Source organism: Pseudarthrobacter sp. NKDBFgelt (assembly GCF_046097905.1).
GTDB lineage: Bacteria > Actinomycetota > Actinomycetes > Actinomycetales > Micrococcaceae > Arthrobacter > Arthrobacter polychromogenes.
On record NZ_JBJURL010000015.1, the window covers coordinates 1 to 21,736 of the forward strand.

20 protein-coding genes, 1 pseudogene and 1 riboswitch are annotated in these 21,736 nt (G+C 66.2%); of the genes and pseudogenes, 10 read left to right on the forward strand and 11 right to left on the reverse strand.

Going from position 1 to position 21,736, the window contains the following annotated elements; genetic code table 11:
* A pseudogene (locus ACKAE7_RS06110) lies at positions 1-774 on the reverse strand (lytic transglycosylase domain-containing protein); the annotation flags it as partial.
* Positions 775-943: 169 nt separating this feature from the next.
* Positions 944-1,918 (reverse strand): dienelactone hydrolase family protein, encoded by a 975-nt coding sequence (locus tag ACKAE7_RS06115; protein ID WP_408978708.1) that lies wholly within the window; start codon positions 1,916-1,918, stop codon positions 944-946.
* Between the two features lie 270 nt (positions 1,919-2,188).
* Positions 2,189-2,389: riboswitch (cyclic di-AMP (ydaO/yuaA leader) on the forward strand.
* A 3-nt stretch (positions 2,390-2,392) separates the two neighbouring features.
* Here ACKAE7_RS06115 and ACKAE7_RS06120 point away from each other — a divergent pair.
* Positions 2,393-3,244, forward strand: a complete 852-nt coding sequence (locus tag ACKAE7_RS06120) for a LysM peptidoglycan-binding domain-containing protein (protein WP_408978709.1) — start codon at positions 2,393-2,395, stop codon at positions 3,242-3,244.
* Between the two features lie 148 nt (positions 3,245-3,392).
* Here the strand turns inward: ACKAE7_RS06120 and ACKAE7_RS06125 are convergent, their stop codons facing one another.
* From ACKAE7_RS06125 to ACKAE7_RS06140, 4 genes are all read right to left on the reverse strand, one after another.
* Complete coding sequence (locus ACKAE7_RS06125) at positions 3,393-4,868, reverse strand: protein adenylyltransferase SelO (protein WP_408978710.1); 1,476 nt, start codon at positions 4,866-4,868, stop codon at positions 3,393-3,395.
* The gene (locus tag ACKAE7_RS06130; protein WP_188808792.1) at positions 4,865-6,307 is read right to left on the reverse strand and encodes an APC family permease; all 1,443 of its coding nucleotides are present in this window, start codon (positions 6,305-6,307) and stop codon (positions 4,865-4,867) included. The genes ACKAE7_RS06125 and ACKAE7_RS06130 overlap by 4 nt, the downstream gene beginning before the upstream one ends.
* Positions 6,304-7,281, reverse strand: coding sequence for a ribonuclease Z (locus ACKAE7_RS06135; RefSeq protein ID WP_191034425.1), 978 nt, complete (start codon positions 7,279-7,281; stop codon positions 6,304-6,306). The genes ACKAE7_RS06130 and ACKAE7_RS06135 overlap by 4 nt, the downstream gene beginning before the upstream one ends.
* Before the next feature lie 67 nt (positions 7,282-7,348).
* Complete coding sequence (locus ACKAE7_RS06140; RefSeq protein WP_188808790.1) at positions 7,349-7,531, reverse strand: hypothetical protein; 183 nt, start codon at positions 7,529-7,531, stop codon at positions 7,349-7,351.
* Between the two features lie 248 nt (positions 7,532-7,779).
* On the opposite strand from ACKAE7_RS06140, the gene ACKAE7_RS06145 reads away from it, so the two are divergent.
* The gene (locus ACKAE7_RS06145) at positions 7,780-8,982 is read left to right on the forward strand and encodes a globin domain-containing protein (protein ID WP_190612381.1); all 1,203 of its coding nucleotides are present in this window, start codon (positions 7,780-7,782) and stop codon (positions 8,980-8,982) included.
* Between the two features lie 42 nt (positions 8,983-9,024).
* Here ACKAE7_RS06145 and ACKAE7_RS06150 read toward each other — a convergent pair whose 3' ends face one another.
* Entirely contained in the window at positions 9,025-9,285 is a 261-nt protein-coding gene (locus ACKAE7_RS06150; RefSeq protein WP_190612379.1) for a hypothetical protein, read from the reverse strand.
* A gap of 117 nt (positions 9,286-9,402) precedes the next feature.
* Entirely contained in the window at positions 9,403-9,741 is a 339-nt protein-coding gene (locus ACKAE7_RS06155) for a hypothetical protein (protein WP_229666281.1), read from the reverse strand.
* Between the two features lie 192 nt (positions 9,742-9,933).
* On the opposite strand from ACKAE7_RS06155, the gene ACKAE7_RS06160 reads away from it, so the two are divergent.
* Both ACKAE7_RS06160 and ACKAE7_RS06165 read left to right on the forward strand, forming a co-directional pair.
* Positions 9,934-10,800, forward strand: a complete 867-nt coding sequence (locus ACKAE7_RS06160) for a universal stress protein (protein WP_190612376.1) — start codon at positions 9,934-9,936, stop codon at positions 10,798-10,800.
* Between the two features lie 70 nt (positions 10,801-10,870).
* Positions 10,871-12,589 carry a DUF4389 domain-containing protein gene (locus ACKAE7_RS06165; RefSeq protein WP_190612373.1) on the forward strand — a complete coding sequence of 573 codons (1,719 nt, stop codon included), beginning with the start codon at positions 10,871-10,873 and terminating at the stop codon, positions 12,587-12,589.
* Here ACKAE7_RS06165 and ACKAE7_RS06170 read toward each other — a convergent pair.
* Positions 12,584-13,051 carry a hypothetical protein gene (locus ACKAE7_RS06170; RefSeq protein ID WP_190612371.1) on the reverse strand — a complete coding sequence of 156 codons (468 nt, stop codon included), beginning with the start codon at positions 13,049-13,051 and terminating at the stop codon, positions 12,584-12,586. The genes ACKAE7_RS06165 and ACKAE7_RS06170 overlap by 6 nt on opposite strands.
* 113 nt (positions 13,052-13,164) lie before the next feature.
* On the opposite strand from ACKAE7_RS06170, the gene ACKAE7_RS06175 reads away from it, so the two are divergent.
* Genes ACKAE7_RS06175 through ACKAE7_RS06190 form a run of 4 tightly spaced genes read left to right on the forward strand, consistent with a single transcriptional unit; the run spans position 13,165 to position 17,827 of the window.
* Complete coding sequence (locus ACKAE7_RS06175; protein WP_190612369.1) at positions 13,165-13,614, forward strand: universal stress protein; 450 nt, start codon at positions 13,165-13,167, stop codon at positions 13,612-13,614.
* 50 nt (positions 13,615-13,664) lie between these two features.
* A complete protein-coding gene (locus ACKAE7_RS06180; protein ID WP_238340486.1) occupies positions 13,665-14,696 on the forward strand; it encodes a polysaccharide deacetylase family protein in 1,032 nt (343 codons plus the stop codon).
* A gap of 17 nt (positions 14,697-14,713) precedes the next feature.
* Entirely contained in the window at positions 14,714-17,521 is a 2,808-nt protein-coding gene (locus ACKAE7_RS06185; protein WP_191034423.1) for an HAD-IC family P-type ATPase, read from the forward strand.
* Positions 17,522-17,557: 36 nt separating this feature from the next.
* A complete protein-coding gene (locus ACKAE7_RS06190) occupies positions 17,558-17,827 on the forward strand; it encodes a hypothetical protein (RefSeq protein WP_238340485.1) in 270 nt (89 codons plus the stop codon).
* A gap of 10 nt (positions 17,828-17,837) precedes the next feature.
* On the opposite strand, the gene ACKAE7_RS06195 is transcribed toward ACKAE7_RS06190, so the two are convergent.
* Complete coding sequence (locus ACKAE7_RS06195) at positions 17,838-18,320, reverse strand: universal stress protein (RefSeq protein WP_188808783.1); 483 nt, start codon at positions 18,318-18,320, stop codon at positions 17,838-17,840.
* Between the two features lie 318 nt (positions 18,321-18,638).
* Between ACKAE7_RS06195 and ACKAE7_RS06200 the strand changes: the two genes are divergently transcribed.
* Positions 18,639-19,262: a response regulator transcription factor gene (locus ACKAE7_RS06200; RefSeq protein WP_188808782.1), complete on the forward strand. Its 624-nt coding sequence runs from the start codon at positions 18,639-18,641 to the stop codon at positions 19,260-19,262.
* Positions 19,263-19,328: 66 nt separating this feature from the next.
* On the opposite strand, the gene ACKAE7_RS06205 is transcribed toward ACKAE7_RS06200, so the two are convergent.
* Positions 19,329-21,008, reverse strand: coding sequence for a GAF domain-containing protein (locus ACKAE7_RS06205; RefSeq protein ID WP_408978711.1), 1,680 nt, complete (start codon positions 21,006-21,008; stop codon positions 19,329-19,331).
* 252 nt (positions 21,009-21,260) lie between these two features.
* Here ACKAE7_RS06205 and ACKAE7_RS06210 point away from each other — a divergent pair, with 252 nt between their 5' ends.
* Complete coding sequence (locus ACKAE7_RS06210; protein WP_190612355.1) at positions 21,261-21,722, forward strand: pyridoxamine 5'-phosphate oxidase family protein; 462 nt, start codon at positions 21,261-21,263, stop codon at positions 21,720-21,722.
* Positions 21,723-21,736: the final 14 nt, after the last annotated feature.

Sequence of the window (21,736 nt, forward strand, 5' to 3'; positions counted from 1 at the left end):
GGCAGCTGCGTCGGCCTGCCGGCGTGACTGTTCTTCAGCCGCGGCGCGTTTGGCCGCCTGGGATGCCTCGTAGGCGGCCAGCGCCGCCTGGCCCTGCCGGTAGGCGTTCTCCACCTCCGCCGTCGTGCCTTTGAGCGACGCCAGCTGCGCCGTTAGCTGCCCGCTGCGTTGCTTTTCCTCCGCCGCCTGGCGGGTCACGGCGTCCTGGGCGGACCGGGCCTCCGTGAGCCTGGCTTCGGCTTCAAGGGACAGCCGCCCGCGCTCATCCTTCGCAGCCTGTTCCTGGGCCGCCAGCGCAGCAGCAACCTTTCCTGCGGCCGACGCCTTGTGCACGAGCGCGGCGGTCGTGTCCCCCACGATCTGCACCACGTTGAGCCCGTGCACGGTGTTGCCCTGGACGGCGTCGAGGGCAACAAAGAACCCCATGTTCGTACCGCCGGTTTTGTATGACTGGGCCGCCAGCGCACCGAGCTCTTTCCTGTACTGGACCAGTTTAGAGTCAGCCTGCGCGGTCTGCGCCGCCAGGACTTCCACCCTTGCAGATGCAGCCTGCAAAGCCGCGTCCGTCACCGCGTACTCCGCCGCCGCCTGCACCGCGGCGGAGCCTGCGGCCTCGGACTGGTCCTGAAGGGCGGACAGCAAACCACCTATCCTGGCAATTTCCGCGGCCTTTTTGGCCTCGCTCTCCTTCGCGTCCTGCACCTCCTCCCAGGACGGGAAATCGCCGGGCGGGACCTCCGCAGCACCTGCCGGCGTGAGCCATAGGGTTCCCACCAGCGCACACGAAAGAAGCGCCGCGGCGAGCCGCGCCCTGGGTTTGGTAACGAACCGGCACATAGTCGGGAAGCCTACCGCCTTCATCCTCAGGTTGAAGGCGGACGTTTCTACATCGTTATGGACCGGAGGCAGTTACGTTGACGGGAAGGACAGAAGTGCCGGCCTCTTACAGATGCTGGCCGAACCAGGCAAGGGTGTCATTCCACGCGGCCGTCGCCTGGGCTTCGTTGTAGCGGTCGCCGGTGTCGTTGTGGAAGGCATGGTCCACGCCGGGGTAGACCGTGACTTGGTGGACAACACCGGAGGCTGCCAGCGCATCCTTGAGCGCAGGCATGGGCCCGGTAATGCGTTGATCAAGTTCAGCGTAGACCCCGAATACGGCCGCCTTGATGTCCGGTACTTTGGCCAGGTCAGGGGCGGGTCCGTAAAATGCCGCGGTTGCTTTCAGGCCGACCAGTTCGGTGGCCGCCTGCCAGGTGATGCCGCCGCCGAAGCAGTAGCCGGTCATGGCGACGCGGCCGCCGTCCACGAAGTCCTGGGCCTGGAGGTACTCCAGTGCTGCCGCGAAGTCCGCCACATGCCGCTGGGCGCCGGCCTGGGTGAGGGCGCCGGGTACAGCGTCCCGGTCCATGCCGGCTGTCCCGCCTTCTCGGCTGAGCAGGTCGAGCGCAAGGGCCGCATACCCCTCCTTCGCGAAGCGGCGGGCAACGTCCTCGATATGAGGCGTCAGCCCGCGGTTCTCATGGCAGATCAACACGGCGGGAGCGCGCCCTTCCTGCTCGGGCCTTGCCAGGTAGGCACTGACCGAGGCGCCGCCGGACGGAAACTGGACGGACGCCGTCGTCAATCCTGGCGCCCCCTCCGGGACAGAGAGCGGGCTTTTGGCCCCGGGCACCGCTCCCGACCCCGCAGTCCCGGCAGCGGACGACGGGGAGGGTTCCGGGGTGGGCATGGGGTCGGTGCTCCGTGGCACCTCGCTGGGCGTGCAGCCCACCAGCAGCATCGCCGCCGACGCCGCCGCCATGCTGCCGGTGATGAAGGCAACACGCCGGGTGAAGGTCCGCTGGCTCAGTGCGCCGGTCCGGTAGTCATCGAAGAATTCCTCAATCAGGTATTTCTCATACTTGCCAAGCTGGGTCACAGTCTGCCTCCTCGGGGGTGCCGAACATACTCCTCCCCCAGCCAGCTCCGGACAAGGTTCCCCGGCGATCTTTGCCTTTCCTTTATGGATTCGTGATGAGAAACACTCCCGGCAAAATCGGCGAGCCTGTTCTGCGCACTGATGCCCATGGGTCACGCGTAATCCAGTCGATAGCGAAACCGAGAGAATCGCCTCGCATGTTATCCAAATGTGACAATGGGTGCTAAGTCGGGTTATGGTCTTCAGGTGTCCCTCCCAGACGGGACATTCCCCGTCAGAATGCCGAGCCCTGCCACTGACCCGGGAACCAACGCTTTCCAGCTGGCAGGGACGGGGGAACCAAGTTTCCGCGGCCTTTGAAGGCCTTGGGGTTAAGTCGACAGCGCGTCCGTTCCATTCGGAGGTGTTGCCGGCCGGGTATCTCCAACCCGAACCCGACAGCTCACCCCGCAGGCATGGGAGAGGCGATCAACTGTGTCAAAAAATTCCACCACTGCCCGTCACCGCGCAACCCCGGCCCGCTCCATCGCGATCGAAGGGCTGGCTGTTTCGGCCAAGTCCCTGGGCCGTCCGGCTCTCGCCGTAGCAGCAGCCTCCGGCATTGCCTTCGGCGTAGGCGCCCCGGCCCACGCCGGTGTGAACGGTCCGGACACCACCGAGACCGCTAGCGTCCAGGCGTCGGCCGCCCCTGCTGCAGCAGTCGCAGCCCCCGCCGCAGCAGCCGGCAACGTCCACACGGTTGTATCGGGCGACACCCTTGGTGCCATTGCGTCGATGCATGGTGTCAGCCTGAATGACGTCCTGTCAGCCAACGGGCTTTCCGTCTCCACGATCATCTACCCCGGTGACCAGATTCAGATTCCTGCCGCCGGTTCCGCTCCGGCTGCCCCGGCGCCGGCCTACGTCGCACCGGCTGCAGCACCGGCACCGGCACCGGTCCAGACCGCTGCTGTTACTACCCCGGCGAACACCGGAATGAACATGTCCTACGCGTCCGCACCGGTTACAGCCACCGGCAGCGGCGCCGGAGCAGCCATCCTGGCCAACGCCTACGGCCAGGTGGGCCAGATCCAGGACTGCACCGCGATGGTGGAGAAGGCCCTGCGCACGGTCGGCAAGTCCGTCGGCGACCTTGCCCCGGGCCAGTTCTACCAGTACGGCACCACCGTGGGCACCCCCGCCCCCGGCGACCTGGTGATCACCGCCGGCCACGTGGGCGTTTACGCCGGCGACGGCCAGGTTGTCAGCGGCGGCGTGAACGGCAACCAGACCGCCGTTCACTCCATCAGCTGGCTCAGCGGCGCTTCCTTCGTCCGCGTGGCGTAGTCACCACAGACACAGACACAGGCGCAGCCGGCCCACAGGGGCCAGGCCACTCCAGCAAAGGCGGCAGCCGGGTTCTCCCGGCTGCCGCCTTTGTCATGCTTCCACGGTTTTCATTCTTGATCCGTCCGGAGCCCAGCGTCGCCCGGGGTCAGGTACCGCAGAAGGTCCGGTAGGTGCCGAAGTCCTCCGGCGGCCCCTCGGTGTAGCGCTCCAGCCCCTGGCGTTCCTCGAACGGGGACTTCACCACCTCCAGGAGGCGGTTGAAGTGGCCCATGTCCCCTGCTGTTGCCGCCGCCAGCGCTTCCTCCACCAGATGGTTGCGGGGTATGTACACCGGGTTGACGCTGTCCATCAGCCCGGCGTCGGGCTTCAGGCCGGCCCAGCGCCCAGCCCAGGCATCAAACGCGGCGAGATCCAGGACCATGCCCCGCGCCGGCCTGGTATCGCCCCTGGCGGCCTGGCCAAGGCTCCGGAAGAACTGTGTGTAATCGACAGGTCCGTCCTTCAGCAGGGCGATCACCCCGTCCACCAGTGCCGACGCCTCGTCCCCCTCTTTGCTTCCGGCCGGCCCGCCGTTGATGCCAAGCTTTGCCTTCATGCCGTTGAACCAGGCATCGCTGTACTGGCTGCGGAACTTCCCCAGCGCCTCCACTGCGGGGGCGACTGCCTGTTCCTGGTCCTCGTGGAAGAGCGGCAGCATGGCCTCCGCCAGCCGCGCCAGGTTCCACTCAGCCACCACCGGCTGGTTGGCGTAGGCGTAGCGGCCGCTGACGTCAATGGAGCTGTACACGGCCCCGGGATTGAAAGCGTCCATGAAGGCGCAGGGGCCGTAGTCGATGGTTTCGCCGGAAATGGTCATGTTGTCCGTGTTCATAACGCCGTGCACAAACCCCACCAGCATCCACCGGGCCACCAGCCCGGCCTGGGCGGCCACCACCGAGGCAAACAGTTCCAGGTAGGGATGTTCAGCCTGGGCTGCGTCCGGGTAGTGCCTGCTGATGGCATGGTCCGCCAGCCGGCGCAGGAGCTCCATGTTGTCCGTGGCCCAAGCATATTGGAAGCTGCCCACCCGGAGATGGCTGCTGGCCACCCGGGCCAGGACGGCGCCGGGCAGCATCGTGTCCCGCCGCACCGGGCGTCCTGTGGCCACAACGGCCAGGGCCCGGGTGGTGGGGATGTTCAAGGCGTGCATTGCCTCGCTCACAAGGTATTCCCGCAGCATGGGGCCGACGACGGCACGGCCGTCGCCAGCCCGGGCGAAGGGGGTGCGGCCGGAGCCTTTGAGATGCACGTCCCGCCGGCGCCCGCCAACGTCCACCAGTTCGCCGAGCAGGAGCGCCCGGCCGTCGCCGAGCAGCGGTGAGTAGCCGCCGAACTGGTGCCCCGCGTATGCCTGGGCAACCGGGGTGGCCCCGGCCGGGACGTGGTTCCCCAGGAGCAGCCGCACGCCTTCGGGGGTTTTCAGGTATTCAGGGGCAAGTCCCAGCTCGCCGGCCAGGGCATCGTTGAGAACCAGGAGACCGGGTTCGGGCGCTTCCTCGGCCTGCCAGGGAACGGCGAGTTCCGGGAGTTCACTGGCGAAAAGTCCTTCGAAGGTGACAGTTGATTCTGCTGCTGCAGTCATGAATCAACCCTAGCGCCGTCGTTTGTCCTGCGGTTGATCAGCCAGGTGATAAGCCACAGGATGACTCCAATGGCCATCAGTCCGCCGGCGATCTGGTACTGGATGATGTTCCTGCCCACCCAGGGTCCGGCAAGGAATGCGCACAGGGCGGCGGCAACGAGCGGAAGCTGGCCCGGGGACGTGAAGAACACCTTGCGGTGGGGGTCCCGTTTGCGGCGCAGCACCACGCAGGCCACGTTGACCACCGTGAAAACGCACAGCAGCAGGAAGGCGGTGGTGCCGGACAGGTTGGCCACAATGTTGCTTTCGGGATCACTGGTGACATACAGGATGAGGCCCAGTGCCAGGACAGTGGAGAATGCAATTCCCGCCCACGGGGTGCGCCGGACGGGAAGGACCTTGCCCAGCTGGCGGGGCAGGACGTGCTGGCGGGCCATGCCGTAAATCAGCCGGCTGGCCATCAGCATGTTGATGAGGGCCGTGTTGGCGACCGCGAAGACTGCCAGGAAGGGAAAGACCCTGTCGATCGGGAAGTCCGGCGAGCCCTTGTGGACCACTTCCAGCAGGGCCGCGCCCTCAGCTTCCCGGATGCCCTCGAGTTCGGTGGGCGTGAGGACGCTCACCACGGACACCGCCACCAGCATGTAGAGCAGGACTGCTATGCCCAGGCCGGTGAGCATGGTGCGGGGAAAGATTTTCTCGGGGTTCTGGGTCTCTTCCACCATGTTGACGGAGTCCTCGAAGCCCACCATGGCAAAAAACGCGATGGAGGTGGCTGCGGTGACGGCCAGGAAGAGTCCCTTGTCCTGGGAGTCGTTGAAGACGAAGATTTCGCCCGGGTTTCCGGTCCCCTGTGCCATGACAAAGAACCCGACGCCGATCACAATGCACAGTGCGGCCATCTCCACCACCGTGAGCACCACATTGAACTTGACGCTCTCCCCCACCCCACGCAGGTTGATGGCGGCCAGGAGGAGCATGAATCCAAGGGCAACCGCGGTGATCACGCCCTGACCGGGTTTGCCCATCCAGCCGTTGATCTCAAGGCCGCCAAAGAAGTTCTGGGCCAGGACGTTCGCAGAGGTGGAGGCGCTGGTGATTCCGGAGCAGACCACCGCAAAGGCCACCAGGAAGGTGACGAAGTGGATCCCGAACGCCTTATGCGTGTACAGCGCGGCACCCGCCGCCTGTGGATACTGCGTAACCAGTTCAAGGTAGGAGAAGGCGGTAAGCGTGGCCACCACGAAGGCCAGCAGGAACGGCAGCCAGACGATTCCCCCCACGGTGCCTGCCATGGTTCCGGTCACCGCGTAGACGCCGGCGCCGAGGATGTCCCCCACGATGAACAGCAGGAGGAGCTTGGGTCCCAGCACTCTCTTGAGCGTGGGCTCCTTGCCATGCGCGGTAACGTCTGACACTTCTTCTGAAGCTGCACTCACGAGTGACCTCCATGGCTGACTTGGCTGAATGAGGGGTTTGGCATCGATGCGGTGACCGGCCCGTGCTGCAGCGCGGCGCCTTGGGACCAGCGCCGCCGCCGGGGGAAGCCGATACGCTGCAGGTCCTCTGCCGCGATGACCGCAGCAGCACCCGCACGGGCGCGCGCCTGGGCCGAGAGCAGTGTGGCGTCGCCGCCGTACCGTTCGGAGAAGTGCGTGAGCACCAGGGTGCGGGCGCCGGCATGTGCCGCCAGCTCTCCCGCCTGCCCTGCTGTGAGGTGGCGGTACTGGCCGGCCAGCCCGGCGTCGTCGTCTGCGAAGGTCGACTCGGCGACGAGGAGATCGACGCCGTCGGCCAGTTCCTCTGCGCCCGGGCAGGGCGCCGTGTCCATCACGAAGGCGAAACGCTGGCCCGGCCGGGCGGCGCTGACGTCATCAAGCCGCACCCCTGCCAGGCTCCCTTGGCGCTGCAGGCGCCCTGTGTCCGGCCCGGAGATCCCTGCCGCCTGCAGGCGTTCCGGCAGCAGAGTCCGGCCGTCCGGCTCGACCAACCGGTAGCCGTAGGTTTCTATGCGGTGCTTGAGGGGCCGGACTTCCAGGCCGTCAGCCACCGGTCCGCCTTCTCCGTGCGGGTGCAGCCTGAGGTCCACCCCCGGTGTGCTGACGGACACGAGGGCCCGGACCACGTCCGCGCCGGAGGATGGGAAGTGGAGATGGACCGGGTGGGGCACGGCGTCGAGGGCCATGCGCGAAAGCACCCCCGGCAGCCCGAAGCAATGGTCACCGTGAACGTGTGTGAGGCAGATGCGGGTGATCATGTTCGCGGAAACCCCTGCGTGGATCATTTGGCGTTGCGTTCCCTCGCCCGGGTCGAAAAGCAGGCCCTCACCGTCCCAGCGCAGGAGGTAGCCGTTGTGGTTCCGGGTCCGGGTGGGGACCTGGGACGCGGTGCCGAGGACGACGAGCTGGCGCATTGTTATTAAGGGCCAAAAAGCAGGTGCCGGAAGATCCGGTACCTGCTTTGTTGGTTCCGGCGGCGGCTTAGCGCCGCCGGAGCATTCCCATGATCCTGCCGGCTACGCCGCCCGGCCTTGCACCTGCGGCACCCGTGGTGCCGGGCGTCCGGCCGGTGGCATTCAGCCCGGTCCCGCGGGCAGTTCCGCCAGTACCGGTCCTGCCTGCGAATCGTCCAGCGGCATTTTTGATCATGCTTCCCAAGTTCATGTGAAACTCCTTCAGTAGTGATCCTGCCAACCGATATTCATCAGCCTGCTTATGATTTTAGCCTAGTTTGGCCGCAGGTCGAGGGGATTGGCCAAACATCCCCGCCATTAAATGAAGTCCACAGCCCGGCCCGGGAGCTGGGGAATAGGGGCGGTTGCCCCTATCGGCGGGCTGGAACGGCTGCTAAATTTGCACGCCTCAGGCCACCTCCCCCCGCCAGGAAACCCGTTATCCGGAAGGTAACCATCATGCTTTCAGACACCTCCCTCCCCGTGATCAAGGCAACGCTGCCTGTGGTCGGCGAAAATATCCAGGAGATCGCCAAGCGGTTCTACCAGCACATGTTCGAGGCACGGCCTGACCTGCTGGACGGCCTGTTCAACCGGGGAAACCAGGCCGACGGCCGGCAGCAACAGGCGCTGGCCGGATCCATCGCAGCGTTCGCCCGGTACCTCGTGGAGAAACCCGACCAGCTGCCTGACCATCTGCTGTCCAGGGTTGCCCACAAGCATGTCTCGCTGGGACTAAGCCCCGACCAGTACCAGATCGTGCACGAGCACCTGTTCTGGGCCATTGTTGATGTGCTCGGCGAGGCTGTAACACCGGACGTGGCGGCTGCGTGGGACGAGGTCTACTGGCTGATGGGCAACATGTTAATCAACCAGGAACGGGGACTGTACAACGCTGTGCACTTGTCGCCGGAGACCATCTGGCGCACCTGGCGGGTTGCTGAGCGCATCCAGGAGACGGACGACGTCGTCACTTTCGTCGTGGAGCGCGTCGACGAGAGGGAGGTGAAGCCTTCCCTGCCGGGACAGTACGTGACCATCAAGATGCGAATGAAGGACGGAGTCCACCAGCCGCGGCAGTACAGCCTTACCCGCGCCGACGACGGCAAGCACCGGCACTTCGCCGTCAAGCGGGTGCACGGCCAGGGAACTCCCGACGGCGAAATGTCCAACCTCCTGCACACCGACGTCAAAGTAGGTGACGAGGTGGTGCTCTCAGCCCCCTTCGGGGATGTAGTGCTGGAGTACACGGACAGGCCGGTGGTCATGGCCAGCGCGGGGATCGGGGTGACGCCGATGGCCGGCATGCTCTCGCACCTGGTGAAAGCCGGGAGCCAGCGCCAGATAATGCTCCTGCATGCTGACGACAGCCCGGATTCCTTTCCCCTGCGCCGTCAGGTCGCCCAGGACCTGGAACTCCTGTCCGACGGCACTATGCACACATGGTTCCTCAACCGGGACCAGGACTCCAACGGTTCCAGCTTTACCGGATTCATGGACGTGAACGCCGTCGAACTCCCGCTCGACGCCGAGTACTATCTCTGCGGCCCGCTGCCCTTCCTCCAGTCCGTGCGGAGCAGCCTCATCTCCAAGGGCATTCCGCCCAAGGACATCCAGTACGAGGTATTTGGTCCGGACCTCTGGCAGGCCGACTTCCAGTAGGGAAAGGTACCGCGACGGAAAAGGTACCGCGACGCCGGGCGCCTAGGCTCCACGGGCGCGGCGTAGCGCTGCCAGCCGGGCAGTGTATTCCGTCGCGTCTATGTCGCCGCGGGCGAACCGTTCGGCAAGCAGGTCCTCCGCCGCGCTTCCACCGGGCCCGGTGCTCCCGCGCCCGCGGTGGCCCGGGGACGTGGAGCGGGCAAAAAGGACAAGGGCAGCGATGATTGCGCCCCAGAACAGGATGAAGCTCACCACCATCAGGACGAAACCCCAGGCGCCCATGCTTCCGTCCCAGTACATCATCGCTGCTCCTCCGCCCGGCTGCCGGCCTTTGCTCGACTATCTCCGCAGAGGGCGTCCGGGGCCAGAGTCCTTCGTCCCCTGGATTCCCCCGCCCCGGCTTAAGTGCTGTCCTGCTCCTCAACGCTCCAAATCGTCGGGTTCGAATTCACTGAGCGGCGACCCGCCGAAGGTTTCCTCATCATCACTGGCAGCGGCTTCGCCAAACTCGGCATCGGCAACAGACTCATCCTGGATCAGCGGATCCTCCTGCCAGCGGTCCGGATTGTTCTCCGCCGCGCCAGGGTAGCTGTCCGGCTCGCCATGTACAGGGTCTAGTTCAAGGGATGAAGCCGCGCCGGGGGTCTCATCAAGGAGCACGTCGTCATCCTGGACAACTTCAAGCCCCTCCTCGGGAAGGTTCTGTTCCGTCATGGTGATGCCTTTCTCGTGAATCGCCGGAGTAACAATAGTAAGCATACTGATCACATGGTGTCCTTGCTGACGTCCCCGCAACTGAGCCACCAGGAGCCTGCGCCGGAGTTCCTCGACGTGCCCCTCCATTGAAAGCGTCCAAGCCCGCATTTGCCGTGACCTTTGGCCCTATATCTGCCGTGGGCGTGGCGCGAGTCTTGTAAGTGACCACGCCCGCGCGAACCAGGAGATTTGGCCATGACAACTCGTAAACCGATCGCGGCAGCCACCAACGACTCACCGCAGAGCCAGGCGGCGGTTCTGTGGGCTGCACGCCGGGCGGAGCGGGCCGGTTTGCCCCTGGTGGTCCTCCACGTTGTGGACGACAGGTGGGTGGCTGAGCCGTACCCCTGGATCGGCGTCATGGAAGAGGCCGGTGACCGGCTCCTGCAGACGGCGGCCGGACGCGTCCGCGACGCGTTCCCCATCGCCATTACCACCCGGCTCCTCACCGGAAGCATAGGACGTTCGCTTGCGAAGTACTCGGCCAAGGCATCCATGCTGGTCATCGGCTCGGGCACCGGCCACCTGGGCGGTTCGCTGGCCGACCGGGCTCTCCAGGTTGCTGCCTCTTCAAAGGTTCCGGTGGCCGTGGTGGGAACACAGGACCTGGAGGGCCGCTCCGGCGTAGTGGTGGGTGTTGACGGTTCAAAGGAAGCCACGCAGGCCGTGGCCTTCGCCGCAGCAGAGGCCGACCGGGAAGGTGAGGAGCTGACCGTGGTGTATGCCATCATCGCCCCGGACCGGGTGGAGGATGCCGGCCTCACATCCACCAGCCTCGCCGAGCTCATTGCCGAAGAGGAGCGCCTTGTCCTGGCGGAGACGGTGGCCGGGCTCAAGGAGGACTATCCGGGCCTGCAGGTTCACCAGGTGCTGGAAACCGAAAAGGGTCCGGTTGAAGCCCTTGTGGATGCCGCCATGAACGCCAGGATGCTTGTGGTGGGCAACCGCGGCAGGGGCGCAATCCAGCGGCTCCTCCTGGGATCCACGGCCCATGGCGTACTCCGGCATCTGCCTTGTCCTACCGTCATTACCCGGATCCAGGCCAGCAAGAACAAGAACTAGGCCTGTACCGGGCCTCCCGCTTCTCCCGCTCATTCACTGTTCCCCTCCTCCTACGTTCCGGGTTGGCACCATGAAGAAGACTGCTTCAGTAATAATGCTCGTCCTTGGGATCCTCATCTCGATGGTTGGCCTCGCCACTCTGGCCGGAGGTGCGGTGGCCTCGGTGGTGGGATCCGCGCAGGGAGACGGATACCTCACGTCAGGCACCGCCCGCCTGGCCGTCGGGTCCCACGCCCTGACCTCGCCCCGGCTTGATGCCGTCGGCGAGGGCATCCCGCCGCGCCTGCCTTTCGACGTCGGGACGCTGAGGCTGCGGGCCACGTCCGCGGACCCAGGCAAGGAGATCTTCATAGGCGTTGCCCCGCAGGCCGACGTTGAGCGGTACCTTTCAGGCGTGCATCATTCGGAACTACTTGAAGTGGACAGCCGGCCCTTCCGGGCCGAATACCGTGACATTCCAGGCACCGGCACGCCCGCACCACCTGCAGCGCAGGCGTTCTGGAGCACATCCGCCTCCGGCCCCGGCGAGCAGGAGCTCACGTGGGACCTGGCCGCCGGCAGCTGGGCAATAGTCATCATGAACGCCGATGGCAGCCTTGGGGTGGATGCCGAGGTGCAGGCGGGCTTCCGCTCCGATCTGATCATGCCGGCGGCCACAGGGCTGCTGGTGGGAGGGGCCGTTGCGCTGGCCATCGGGATCCCCCTGCTGGTCCTGGGCGCCATAGGGCTCGGCCGGCACGCGCGGCAGCAGCCCCGTGGGCCTGCCGCGCCGCCACCCGGGTACGGAACGCCACCGGGTTACGGGCCGGGTTATGGCACACAGCCGGGCTACGCGCCGGCGTATGGCCCACCGCCCGGCTATGCGGCTGGGTCTACACCACTGCCCGGACATGAACCACCACCCGGGCATGCAGGAGCAGTGCCTGGAGCATCAGCCCCCGGCACCCAAGGAGCGCCGGGCATGCCGGGAGCCGCGGTCCCCGGAGTCCCGCCGGTGCCCCACCCCGGCGCCGCAGACCGGGCAGACCGCGCGCCTTATCCCGCCCGGCTCTTCGGTGACCTTGACCCTGCCCTGTCCCGGGCAATGTGGCTGGTCAAGTGGTTCCTGGCCATCCCGCACTTCATTCTGCTGGTCTTCCTGTGGTTTGCGTTCCTCGTGACCACGATTGTGGCCGGCTTTGCCATCCTGTTCACCGGCCGCTACCCCCGGCCCCTGTTCGACTTCAACGTGGGAGTTCTGCGCTGGAACTGGCGGGTGGCGTTTTACGCCTACGCCGCGGCGGGCACGGACCGCTACCCGCCCTTCACCCTGGCACACACCGATTATCCGGCGGACTTCGAGGTGGACTACCCGGAGCGGCTCTCCCGCGGACTGGTTCTGGTGAAGTGGTGGCTCCTGTCCCTCCCGCATCTGCTGATCGTCGCAGCGCTGTCCGGCGCCACGTGGACGTGGGAAACCGAAACCACTGATCTGGGCACTACCTATGAGCGCGCAACGGGCCCGTCCCTGCTGGGCCTGCTCGTCCTGGTGGCCGTGGTGGCCCTGCTGTTCACCGGAAGGTACCAGCGGCCGCTGTTCGATTTCATCCTCGGCATCAACCGCTGGATCTACCGCGTCCTGGCCTACACCGCCCTGATGCGCGATGAATACCCGCCGTTCCGGCTTGACCAGGGCCCCGCTGAAGTTCCGCCCGCGGTATCGGGACCAGTTCACCAGGAACCATCACACCAGGAACCACCGCATCATGAAGTGCCGCGCCCGGAGGCCGGCCCGACTCCCGGATCATGACCTGGCAGCAGGTTGCCTCCTCTGCCATAACGAGCGCGGGAACTCCTGGGTCAGCAGCCTCGCCAGCCCCACGGCCATCAGCGGATTGGGAAGCGTCCACACGCCCAGCGGAGTGACCAGAAGCAGGAATACGATCGCAGCGAGGAGGCCCACCTTCACCTTTCGTCCATGGCTGAGGACCAGCAGGCCCACCACGATCTCACCCGCGGCCGCCAGCATACCCACCACGGTGGGAGCGGCAGCCACCACATTCTGGAAAAACCAGGCGTAAACAGGAATCAGTGGGTCATCCGTCCCCATCGCAACAAACTGCTCCGGGGCCACAAAAGCCAGGAGGGCATTGACCCCCAGCGCCATGACGATGAAGAAGATGCCAATGAAGATCCGGGCACCGTTCGGCCGGGCAAAACAAAACACCAGGAAGGCCACGCAAAACACCAGCCACGGGATCAACTGTTCCATGGCCCCACTCAACCCGCATCCACAGCAAGTCTGCAGTGACTTTCGGCCCTACCTCCCGCTGTCCTGCCGGGACATCATTACGATGGACCACACGGGTCACCTGAGGAGCTGAGATGAGTACTGCTGGAGCGCCATTTGCCCGGATCCTTGTGGGCGTCGACGGCTCGGAGCCGTCCATTGAGGCTTTGCGACAGGCCCAACGCCTGGCAACGCCGCTGGGCGCGAAGGTCATGGCCAACGCCTATTGGGATTACCCGCAGGTCTACGCGGGCTACGTGATGATGGGCATCGAAGGGTTTGAGGAGCGCGCCGGGGAGATCCTCGATGAGGCGGTCAAAACAGCGTTCGGTGACGAAACGCCGTCGAACGTTGTTCCCACCCTGGTCCGCGGCCATCCGCGCGAATCGCTGATCGAAGCAAGCCGCGACGCGGACATGGTGGTGGTGGGACGGCGCGGGCACGGCGGCTTCGGCGGGCTGCTGCTGGGCTCGGTCAGCTCAGCCCTGGTGGCCCATGCCCACTGCCCGGTGCTGGTGGTCCACACTCCGGATGAACAGTCCTAGGGCATTCCGGAGGAGGTCCACATGGCCGGAACCACGGCAGGCGCAGACCGTTGACGGAGCCGCTGCAAAGTGACGCACGACGGCGGATGGCGGCAGCCGCCGTCGTGCTCGCCCTGCTTGTCCTCGCCATTGTTCTTGCCGTCTTTCTGCGGGCACCGGCGGGAAGTCCTCCACAGCCGGCCGCGCCCTCCGCCTCCCCGGGCGCGCCCACCAGCCCCAGTCCCGGTCCGGCGGCCTCCAGCGTCTCTCCCTCCACAACCCAGCCCAGAACAGCCCAGCCCTCCCCATCCCAGCCCGTGGGGGCATCGACGGAAACACCGGAGGCAGGGCAGGATCCTGTCCAGCCACCCGTCACTGTGCCGCCCGTCCCGGTCCCGCCGCCGTCCGTGCCGGTAGCCAAGCCTGGCCCTGCGCCGGATCCTGTGCCGCCGGCGGCGCCGTTCCCTTCAGCGCTCCTGACCCAGGACCTCACGGTGATCCCGAACGCGGGCAGCGTGGTGGCGCTGACTTTTGATGCCGGCGCCAACGCGGCAGGACTGCCGAAAATCCTGTCCACCCTGTCAGCAAAGGGGGTCACTGGCACGTTCTTCCTCACCGGCAACTGGGTGGAGGCCAACCCCGGCGGGGTGGGACAGATTGTCTCCGCGGGGCACCGGGTGGCCAACCACTCCATGACCCATCCGGGTTTCACCGGGCTGGACGGCACGCAGATTGCCCGGCAGGTCCGGGGAGCGGAGCAAACCATCCTGGCGGCCGGAGGCGATCCGCGACCGCTGTTCCGCTTCCCCTTCGGTGAACGGGATGCCCGCACCATTGCCGCTGTCAACAGCCTCGGCTACGTTGCGGTGCGGTGGACCGTGGACACCCTGGGATGGAAGGGCACCAGCGGCGGCGCTACAGCCCAGACGGTCGCGGACCGCACGCTGGCCGCCCTGCAGCCAGGCGAAATCGTCCTCATGCACATCGGTTCGAATCCCGACGACGGTTCCACCCTTGACGCCGACGCCCTGCCGGACATCATCGACCGGATCAGCGCCGCAGGCTACGGCTTCGCCACCCTCGACGCGCTGCTGGCCCCCTAGGACCGGAAGGGCCAGTCATGGAAAAGACCAGGCAGGCGCGATCCACCGGCAGGCGTCCTGCTGCGGCAGCCAGCGGAACGGCCGACCCCGCACACCACGGACTCCCCCTGCATGAGGTGGTCCTGCTGCTGGGGACGGACCACGTCCAGGGCCTCGCGTCCGCAGAGGTGGCCCGCCGCCAAATCCAGTTCGGCGCCAACGTCCTTCCGCGCTCACGCGGCGGGGGGATCTTCCGGAAACTCGCGCGGCAGTTCAACAATCCGCTGGTGTACGTGCTGCTGGCCGCGGCAGCCGTCACGTTGTTCCTTGGTGAGTACCTGGATTCGGGCGTCATCCTCGCCGTCGTCCTGGTTAACACGGTGATTGGCTTTGTCCAGGAAGTCCGGGCAGAGGCTGCCCTGGATGCGCTCCACTCCCTGGTCCGCACGCGTGCAGTGGTGGTCAGGGATGGGCAACGGCTGGAGGTGCCCTCGGAGGATCTCGTTCCAGGAGACCTGGTCCTGCTCGAGGCCGGCGACAAGGTCCCGGCGGACCTTCGGCTGGTCCGGCTGTCCGGCCTGCGGGCGGACGAATCCGCACTGACAGGCGAGTCCGAAGCAGTGGCAAAGGACGAAGTGGTCCTTCCCCCGACAACACCGGTGGCGGACCGCCGGAACATGGTCTACAGCGGCACCCTGGTGACGGCCGGCACCGGCGCCGGGGTCGTCGTCGCCATCGGCGGCGAGACGGAGCTCGGTGAGATCCATCGGCTGATGGGAGCGGTCCAGCCGGTAGCCACCCCCCTGACCCAAAAGCTGGCGCGCTTCAGCATGACGCTGACGGTGGCCATCCTTGCCCTGGCCGCCGTGACCTTCCTTGCCGGCGTGGCACGTGGACAGGAGCCCGCCCAAATGTTTACGGCCGCCGTTGCGCTGGCGGTGGGGGCAATCCCTGAAGGCCTTCCCGCAGCAGTCACCGTAACGCTCGCCATCGGCGTCCGCCGGATGGCACGGCGCCGCGCGGTGGTGCGCCGGCTGCCGGTTGTTGAGACGTTGGGCAGCACCACGGTCATCTGTTCTGACAAGACCGGCACGTTTACCGAAAACCAGATGACGGTGCGGGGCCTCTGGACTCCGGCCGGCTCCTACGACGTGACAGGCTCGGGCTACGGCCCGGAGGGGCGTATCCTTCCCGCAGGTGCGGGTGCAGGTGCAGGTGCGGGCGTCCAGGGCGCCGTGGAAGCGGCTGGTGGGGCGGCGGCGCAGGACGTTGCGCTGCACTGGTCCCTCCTGGCGGGCGGCGCCTGCAATGACGCGAAGGTGGTCAGGGAAGGGGATGTCTGGCAGGTCCAGGGGGACCCCACGGAGGCGGCGATGCTGGTGGCCGCCGGGAAGGGCGGCGTGGACACCGCGCAGTTCCTCGCCGCCACTCCGCGCCGCAGCGCGCTGCCCTTCACGTCCGAGCGCCTGTACATGGCCACCCTCCACTCCCCGCGGCTCCCGGACGGAAGCGGCACCGGGAAGGACACCGTGCTGGTGAAGGGCGCCGTGGAACGGGTGCTGGAGCTGTGTGCCTGGCAGATGGACAGCCACGGCGCCAACGCGCACCTCAACAAGCAGGCAGTCCTGGAGGTTGCGCACCGGTTTGCCGGCACGGGACTGAGGGTCCTGGCGACCGCCACGATGCACCTGCCTGCCGGCACCGTCCTCTCGGAGGCAAACCTGCACGGGCAGCTGACGCTGACAGGGCTCCAGGCGATGTTCGATCCGCCGCGGGAGGCGGCAGCGGCAGCAGTCCGTGCCTGCCACCAGGCCGGAGTGGCCGTCAAGATGATCACCGGGGACCACGTGGGAACGGCCGCCACCATCGCCGAGGCCGTGGGCATCACCGCGGACCGGGCGGACGGGACAGCGCTGACCGGAGCGGAGCTGGGCGCGATTCCCGCAGACCAACTGCCGGATGCGGTGGAGCGGGCAACAGTTTTCGCGCGGGTATCCCCCGAGCAGAAACTTCGCCTCATCGGTGCCCTGCAGTCCCGGGGCCACGTGGTTGCCATGACCGGGGACGGCGTCAACGATGCGCCGGCCCTGCGCCAGGCGAACGTCGGTATCGCGATGGGCCGGTCAGGGACGGAAGTGGCCAAGGAGGCCTCGGACATCGTCCTCACCGACGACGACTTCGCCACGATTGAGGCAGCTGTCGAGGAAGGCAGGAACGTCTTTGACAACCTGACCAAATTCATCGTCTGGACCCTGCCCACCAACATGGGGGAAGGCCTGGTAATCCTCGTGGCGATCCTGGCCGGAGCAACGCTGCCCGTCCTGCCCACACAGATTCTCTGGATCAACATGACCACCGCTGTGTGCCTGGGCCTGATGCTGGCCTTCGAACCGAAGGAGCCGGGCCTCATGTCCCGCCCTCCCCGGGCCCCCGGCCGGCCGCTCCTGACCTGGACCCTAACCCTCCGGATCCTGCTGGTCTCCACCCTGCTCGTGGCAGGCACCTGGTGGATATTCGAACTTGAACTGGACAGTGGGGCGTCCCTCGCCGAGGCCCGGACCGCGGCGGTGAACGTCTTTGTGGCGGTGGAGCTGTTCTACCTCTTCAGCTGCCGTTCCCTCACGCGGTCTGTCTGGCGGATCGGCTTCTTCAGCAACCGCTGGGTCATCCTGGGCGTCGTGGTCCAGGCGGCCGGCCAGCTGGCCATCACTTACTCACCAGTGATGAACGGGCTCTTCCACACGGCCCCCATCGGTGTGGACACGTGGCTGCGGATCCTGGGCATCGCCGTGCTGGCTTCACTCGTTGTCGCCGTGGACAAGCGCTTCCGGCGCCACGCGTTCTAGGCAGGACCGCACGCCACACCCGAGGGAAGGCTCCTGGTGGAGGGGATGCTTGCCGAGCACCGCGTGATAGTCGATCTCGTGGAGGAACTACGCACCTCCAGCGGACTTGCCGCCGCCGTGGCCGGCTCTGCCATCCAGCGCTTGTTTGCCCTGCATCTGGACAAGGAAAACCGCCTGCTGATGCCCTTCATTGTCCAGTCCCCGGACATGTCCCTTGCCGAGTCAGTGCGGGGGCTTCACGAACTGACCGGAGAAGGCGCGGGCCACCACGGCGGAACGCACGACGACGGCGCGCACCATCGCTGATAAGCCGGACTTACTGCCCGTCGTCGCTTTTCCGTGCGTGGCTTCCTCTTTTTCCGTGCGTGGATTCCTCCGGGGCGTGGACCACCAGGACCGGACAGTGGGCGTGGCTGACGCACGCCGAGCTCACCGAACCCAGCACCAGGCTGCCGTGCCCGCGCCGCCCCACGATGAGGAGGGATGCGTTCCGGCTCCCCTCTATCAGTTGCTCGCTGGCTTTCCCCCGCACCAGCCGCGGCTGGACGAATGCCGGCAACTCCGGGCCGAAAGCGTCCGCGAGGGCCTGCTCCAGTGACTGCTTGGCGGCGTATTCGAAGCCCTCAATGCCAACAACGAGGTAGAGCCCATAGCCAGGCGGCACGTCCCAGCATGCCCAGGCCTCCACCGTTGCTCCGAGGGGCCCGGCCAATGACCCGGCTGTACGAAGGGCCGCGATCGAGGCATCGGAGCCGTCCACGCCTACAACAATCCTGGGGTGCCGCTCGGGGGCGTCCATGTGGCTCCGATCTGTTGGGTCTGCTCCCAGACTGTACAGGGTCCGGGCAACGGGATAGGGCCGAAAGTCACCGGCCGGCCGGGGGCGCCGGGCCGGTGCCGGACAACCGCCGGTGGTGGCGCGGCAGATATATGATCAGGACTCCAGACTTTGGTCCCTTCCAGCGGGTCCGCCCGGAAGGAAAGATGGGACCAAGCCCCTGGCGCGGGCTGCCCGGCACAGCAGTGCAGGCATAGTCCTTAAGACAATTGGGAGCATAGGGTGCAAAGGCTTGAGTCAGGCTCGGACAGGGCCGCAGATCCCCAGGAGCCGCTTCGCGTGTTCATTCTCGATGACCACGAGCTTGTCCGGCAGGGGCTGAAAGACCTGCTGGAGGGCGAAGGGTTCGAGGTGGTCGGGGAAAGCGGATCCGCGGCGGAGGCTACGCGCCGAATCCCGGCGCTGCAGCCGGACATCGCGATCCTGGACGGACGGCTCCCGGACGGCACCGGCATCGAGGTATGCCGGGACGTGCGCTCGCTGGACCCCCGACTGCATTGCCTGATCCTGACAAGCTACGACGACGAGCAGGCCATCCGCGGCGCCGTCCTGGCAGGAGCTTCCGGGTACGTCCTCAAGCAGATCAGGAGCGACGACCTCCTCGCCGGAATCCGGAGGGCCGCTGCCGGCGAGTCCCTGTTTGAGCCCGGAGTCAGGGAGCGGATCATCGCCGGGCTTTCCAAGACCCAGACAGACCCGCGGCTGGATGCGCTCAGTGCCCAGGAGAAGAAGGTCCTGACGCTGATCGGGCAGGGCATGACGAACCGCCAGATCGGCGAGGAACTCTTCCTGGCCGAGAAAACAGTGAAGAACTACGTGTCATCCATCCTGGCGAAGCTGGGCTTCGAGCGGAGGACACAGGCCGCCGTGTACGTCACGCGGAACAGTCACGACGGGCAATAGCGTGCCCCACGGGCCCGCAGCTGCCGGGCACGGCAGCAGTTCAGGGCGAGCCGCTTTCCGGTTCCGTCACAGGCGCTGGGCGGTCCACGTAATTCGGGTGCCCTCCCCCGGCGCGCTCCGGATGGTGCAGCTGCCGCCCAGCATTTCTGCCCGGTGCCGCATATTGGCCAGGCCACTCACCTGTACAGGTTCGTCAAAACCGCACCCGTTGTCCTGGATCACCAGTTCAACCTGGCGTGCGGTTACGGACACGGCAACGCGTATCTCCTTGGCACCGGAATGGCGGGCGGCATTGCTGAGTCCCTCGGAAAGAACGGAAAGCACGTGGCCGGCAACGTTCTCCCGGACTGCGTCCACGGGGCCGGTAAAGGCCACCTTCGGTTCCACGGCATAGCTGCGGGAGTTGTCCTGGACCACTCCCAGGATGCGGCTGGTCAGGGGGTCATGGTTTTCCTCACCGGTCCGAAGGGAGTAGATGGTGTCCCTCAGCTTCCGGATGGTGTCGTCCAGTTCGGACGTGACCGTGGCAATCCGTTCGTGCGCTATGGGGTCAAGGGTGTAGCGGCGGAGGCTCTGGATACTCAATCCGGAGGCGAAAAGCCGCTGGATGACAAGATCGTGCAGGTCCCGGGCAATCCGCTCCCGGTCCGTGAACAGGAGGTTCTGTTCACGGAGCGCATGGACCCGGGCAAGGTCGAGTGCCAGCCCGATCCTGCTCCCGAAAATCGAGCTGGATTCCGCTTCGGCCTGGCTGTAGGCAGTTGATCCCTGCGGACGGGCGAGCAGCAGCACGCCGTTCTCGCTGTTGCTGTGGCCGATGGCGCACACCAGCACCGACCCCAGCTTTTCCGCCACCTGGTCACCAAACACCTGCTGGGGATCACGCACCACGCGGGACTCCCCCGTCTCGATGACCTTGGAGACGGCATCAGAAGCACCGATTTCCTGCCCCGCCTGCAGGCCCTGGACGCCCAGGGAGGACCTGCACCGCAGGACCCCGTCGCCGGCCGGGACAGCAATCACGGCAAGCGCGGAGTCTGAGACCCGCAAGGCAGTTTCGGCCACCAGGTCCAGGTTGTCCGAGTCCCCGGGATGCGGCGCCATGATCAGCCGGCTGCTCAGTTCCATCCCCGCCTCCAGCCATTTCTGGCGCCGCTTGCTGTCCTCGAACAGGCGGGCATTCTGGATGGCCACACCGGCAGCGGCGGCGAGGGCCACGGCAAGGTCTTCATCCTCCGGGGTGAAGTCCTGCCCGCCGTCCTTTTCCGTCAGGTAGAGGTTCCCATACACTTCGTCGCGGACACGGACCGGCACTCCAAGAAAGGTGTTCATCGGTGGATGGTTGGGGGGAAAGCCTGAGGCCATGGGATGCCGGCCGAGGTCGTGGAGCCTCAGTGGCCGAGGCTCCCGGATCAGGTGTCCCAGGACGCCGTGCCCCATAGGCAAGTCCCCAATGGACCTGATGTCTTCCTCATCGACTCCAACGGTGATGAAGTGGCTCAGGCTGCGGTCCTCCGCGATCACCCCCATCGCGCCGTACTTCGCACCCACGAGTTCACATGCTGACCGGACAAGGCGGTCCAGCACGGCTTCAAGGCTCAGATCCTGGGCCAGGGCGACGACGGCGGCAAGCAGGCCGTTCATTCGTTCCTGGGTTTGCAGCAGCTCATCTGCGCGGGCAACGAAGTCCCGAAGGAGATCCTCGGCCCGCTCCTTCATGGGAGAGCTCCACGGCTCAGTGCTCATGTCCGACCTCCTGTGGAGAGTGCCTGCGTCGTTGCAGGCCCTCAGCGGTGTTGCACGCGTCCGGGAAGTGGGTCCCCCGGCAACGCCGCTTCCGCCTGAGTACGAAGCGACGTCCCGGGACCAGTCTAGGAGGGTAAGTCAAGGCCTGAAATACCCCTTTTATGGAACGCCGGATATCAGCTGCCACCAGGACGGCATGCAGCAGGACCTTCTTCCCTAGCCCCGTCCAGCTCCGCGGCCTAGGCTACGGCCATGGACACAGCTGCAACAGAACCGGAACCCGAAAACCTTGGAGTGCATGACTGCTGGAGGTACCTGCGGTCAACCTCCGTGTGCAGGATGGCCTTTACCCGCGGCGACACGGTGGAGATCTTCCCGGTCAACTTTGTGCCCAGCAACGGCACCCTGCTGATTCGCACCGGCCCGGGCACAAAAATGGATGCAGTGGCCGGCCGCAAGGCAGTGTCCCTGGAAGCTGACGGGCTGAACCAGTACGGCACCATTGCCTGGAGCGTGGTGGTGAAGGGGCACGCTGCCGTAGTGGACGACGCCGAAGACTTCCAGGATGCCTCAGACGCAGGTTTGTCTCCCTGGCAGGCGGGCCCAAAGGAAAGCCTTATCCGGGTCACCCCTGAGGAAATCACCGGGAGGAAATTCGTCATCAACCCGCCAACCAGGTGGTGGGCACCGCAGGAACCGGCCGGCAGGGCCTGAGGCCCTGTCCGGCA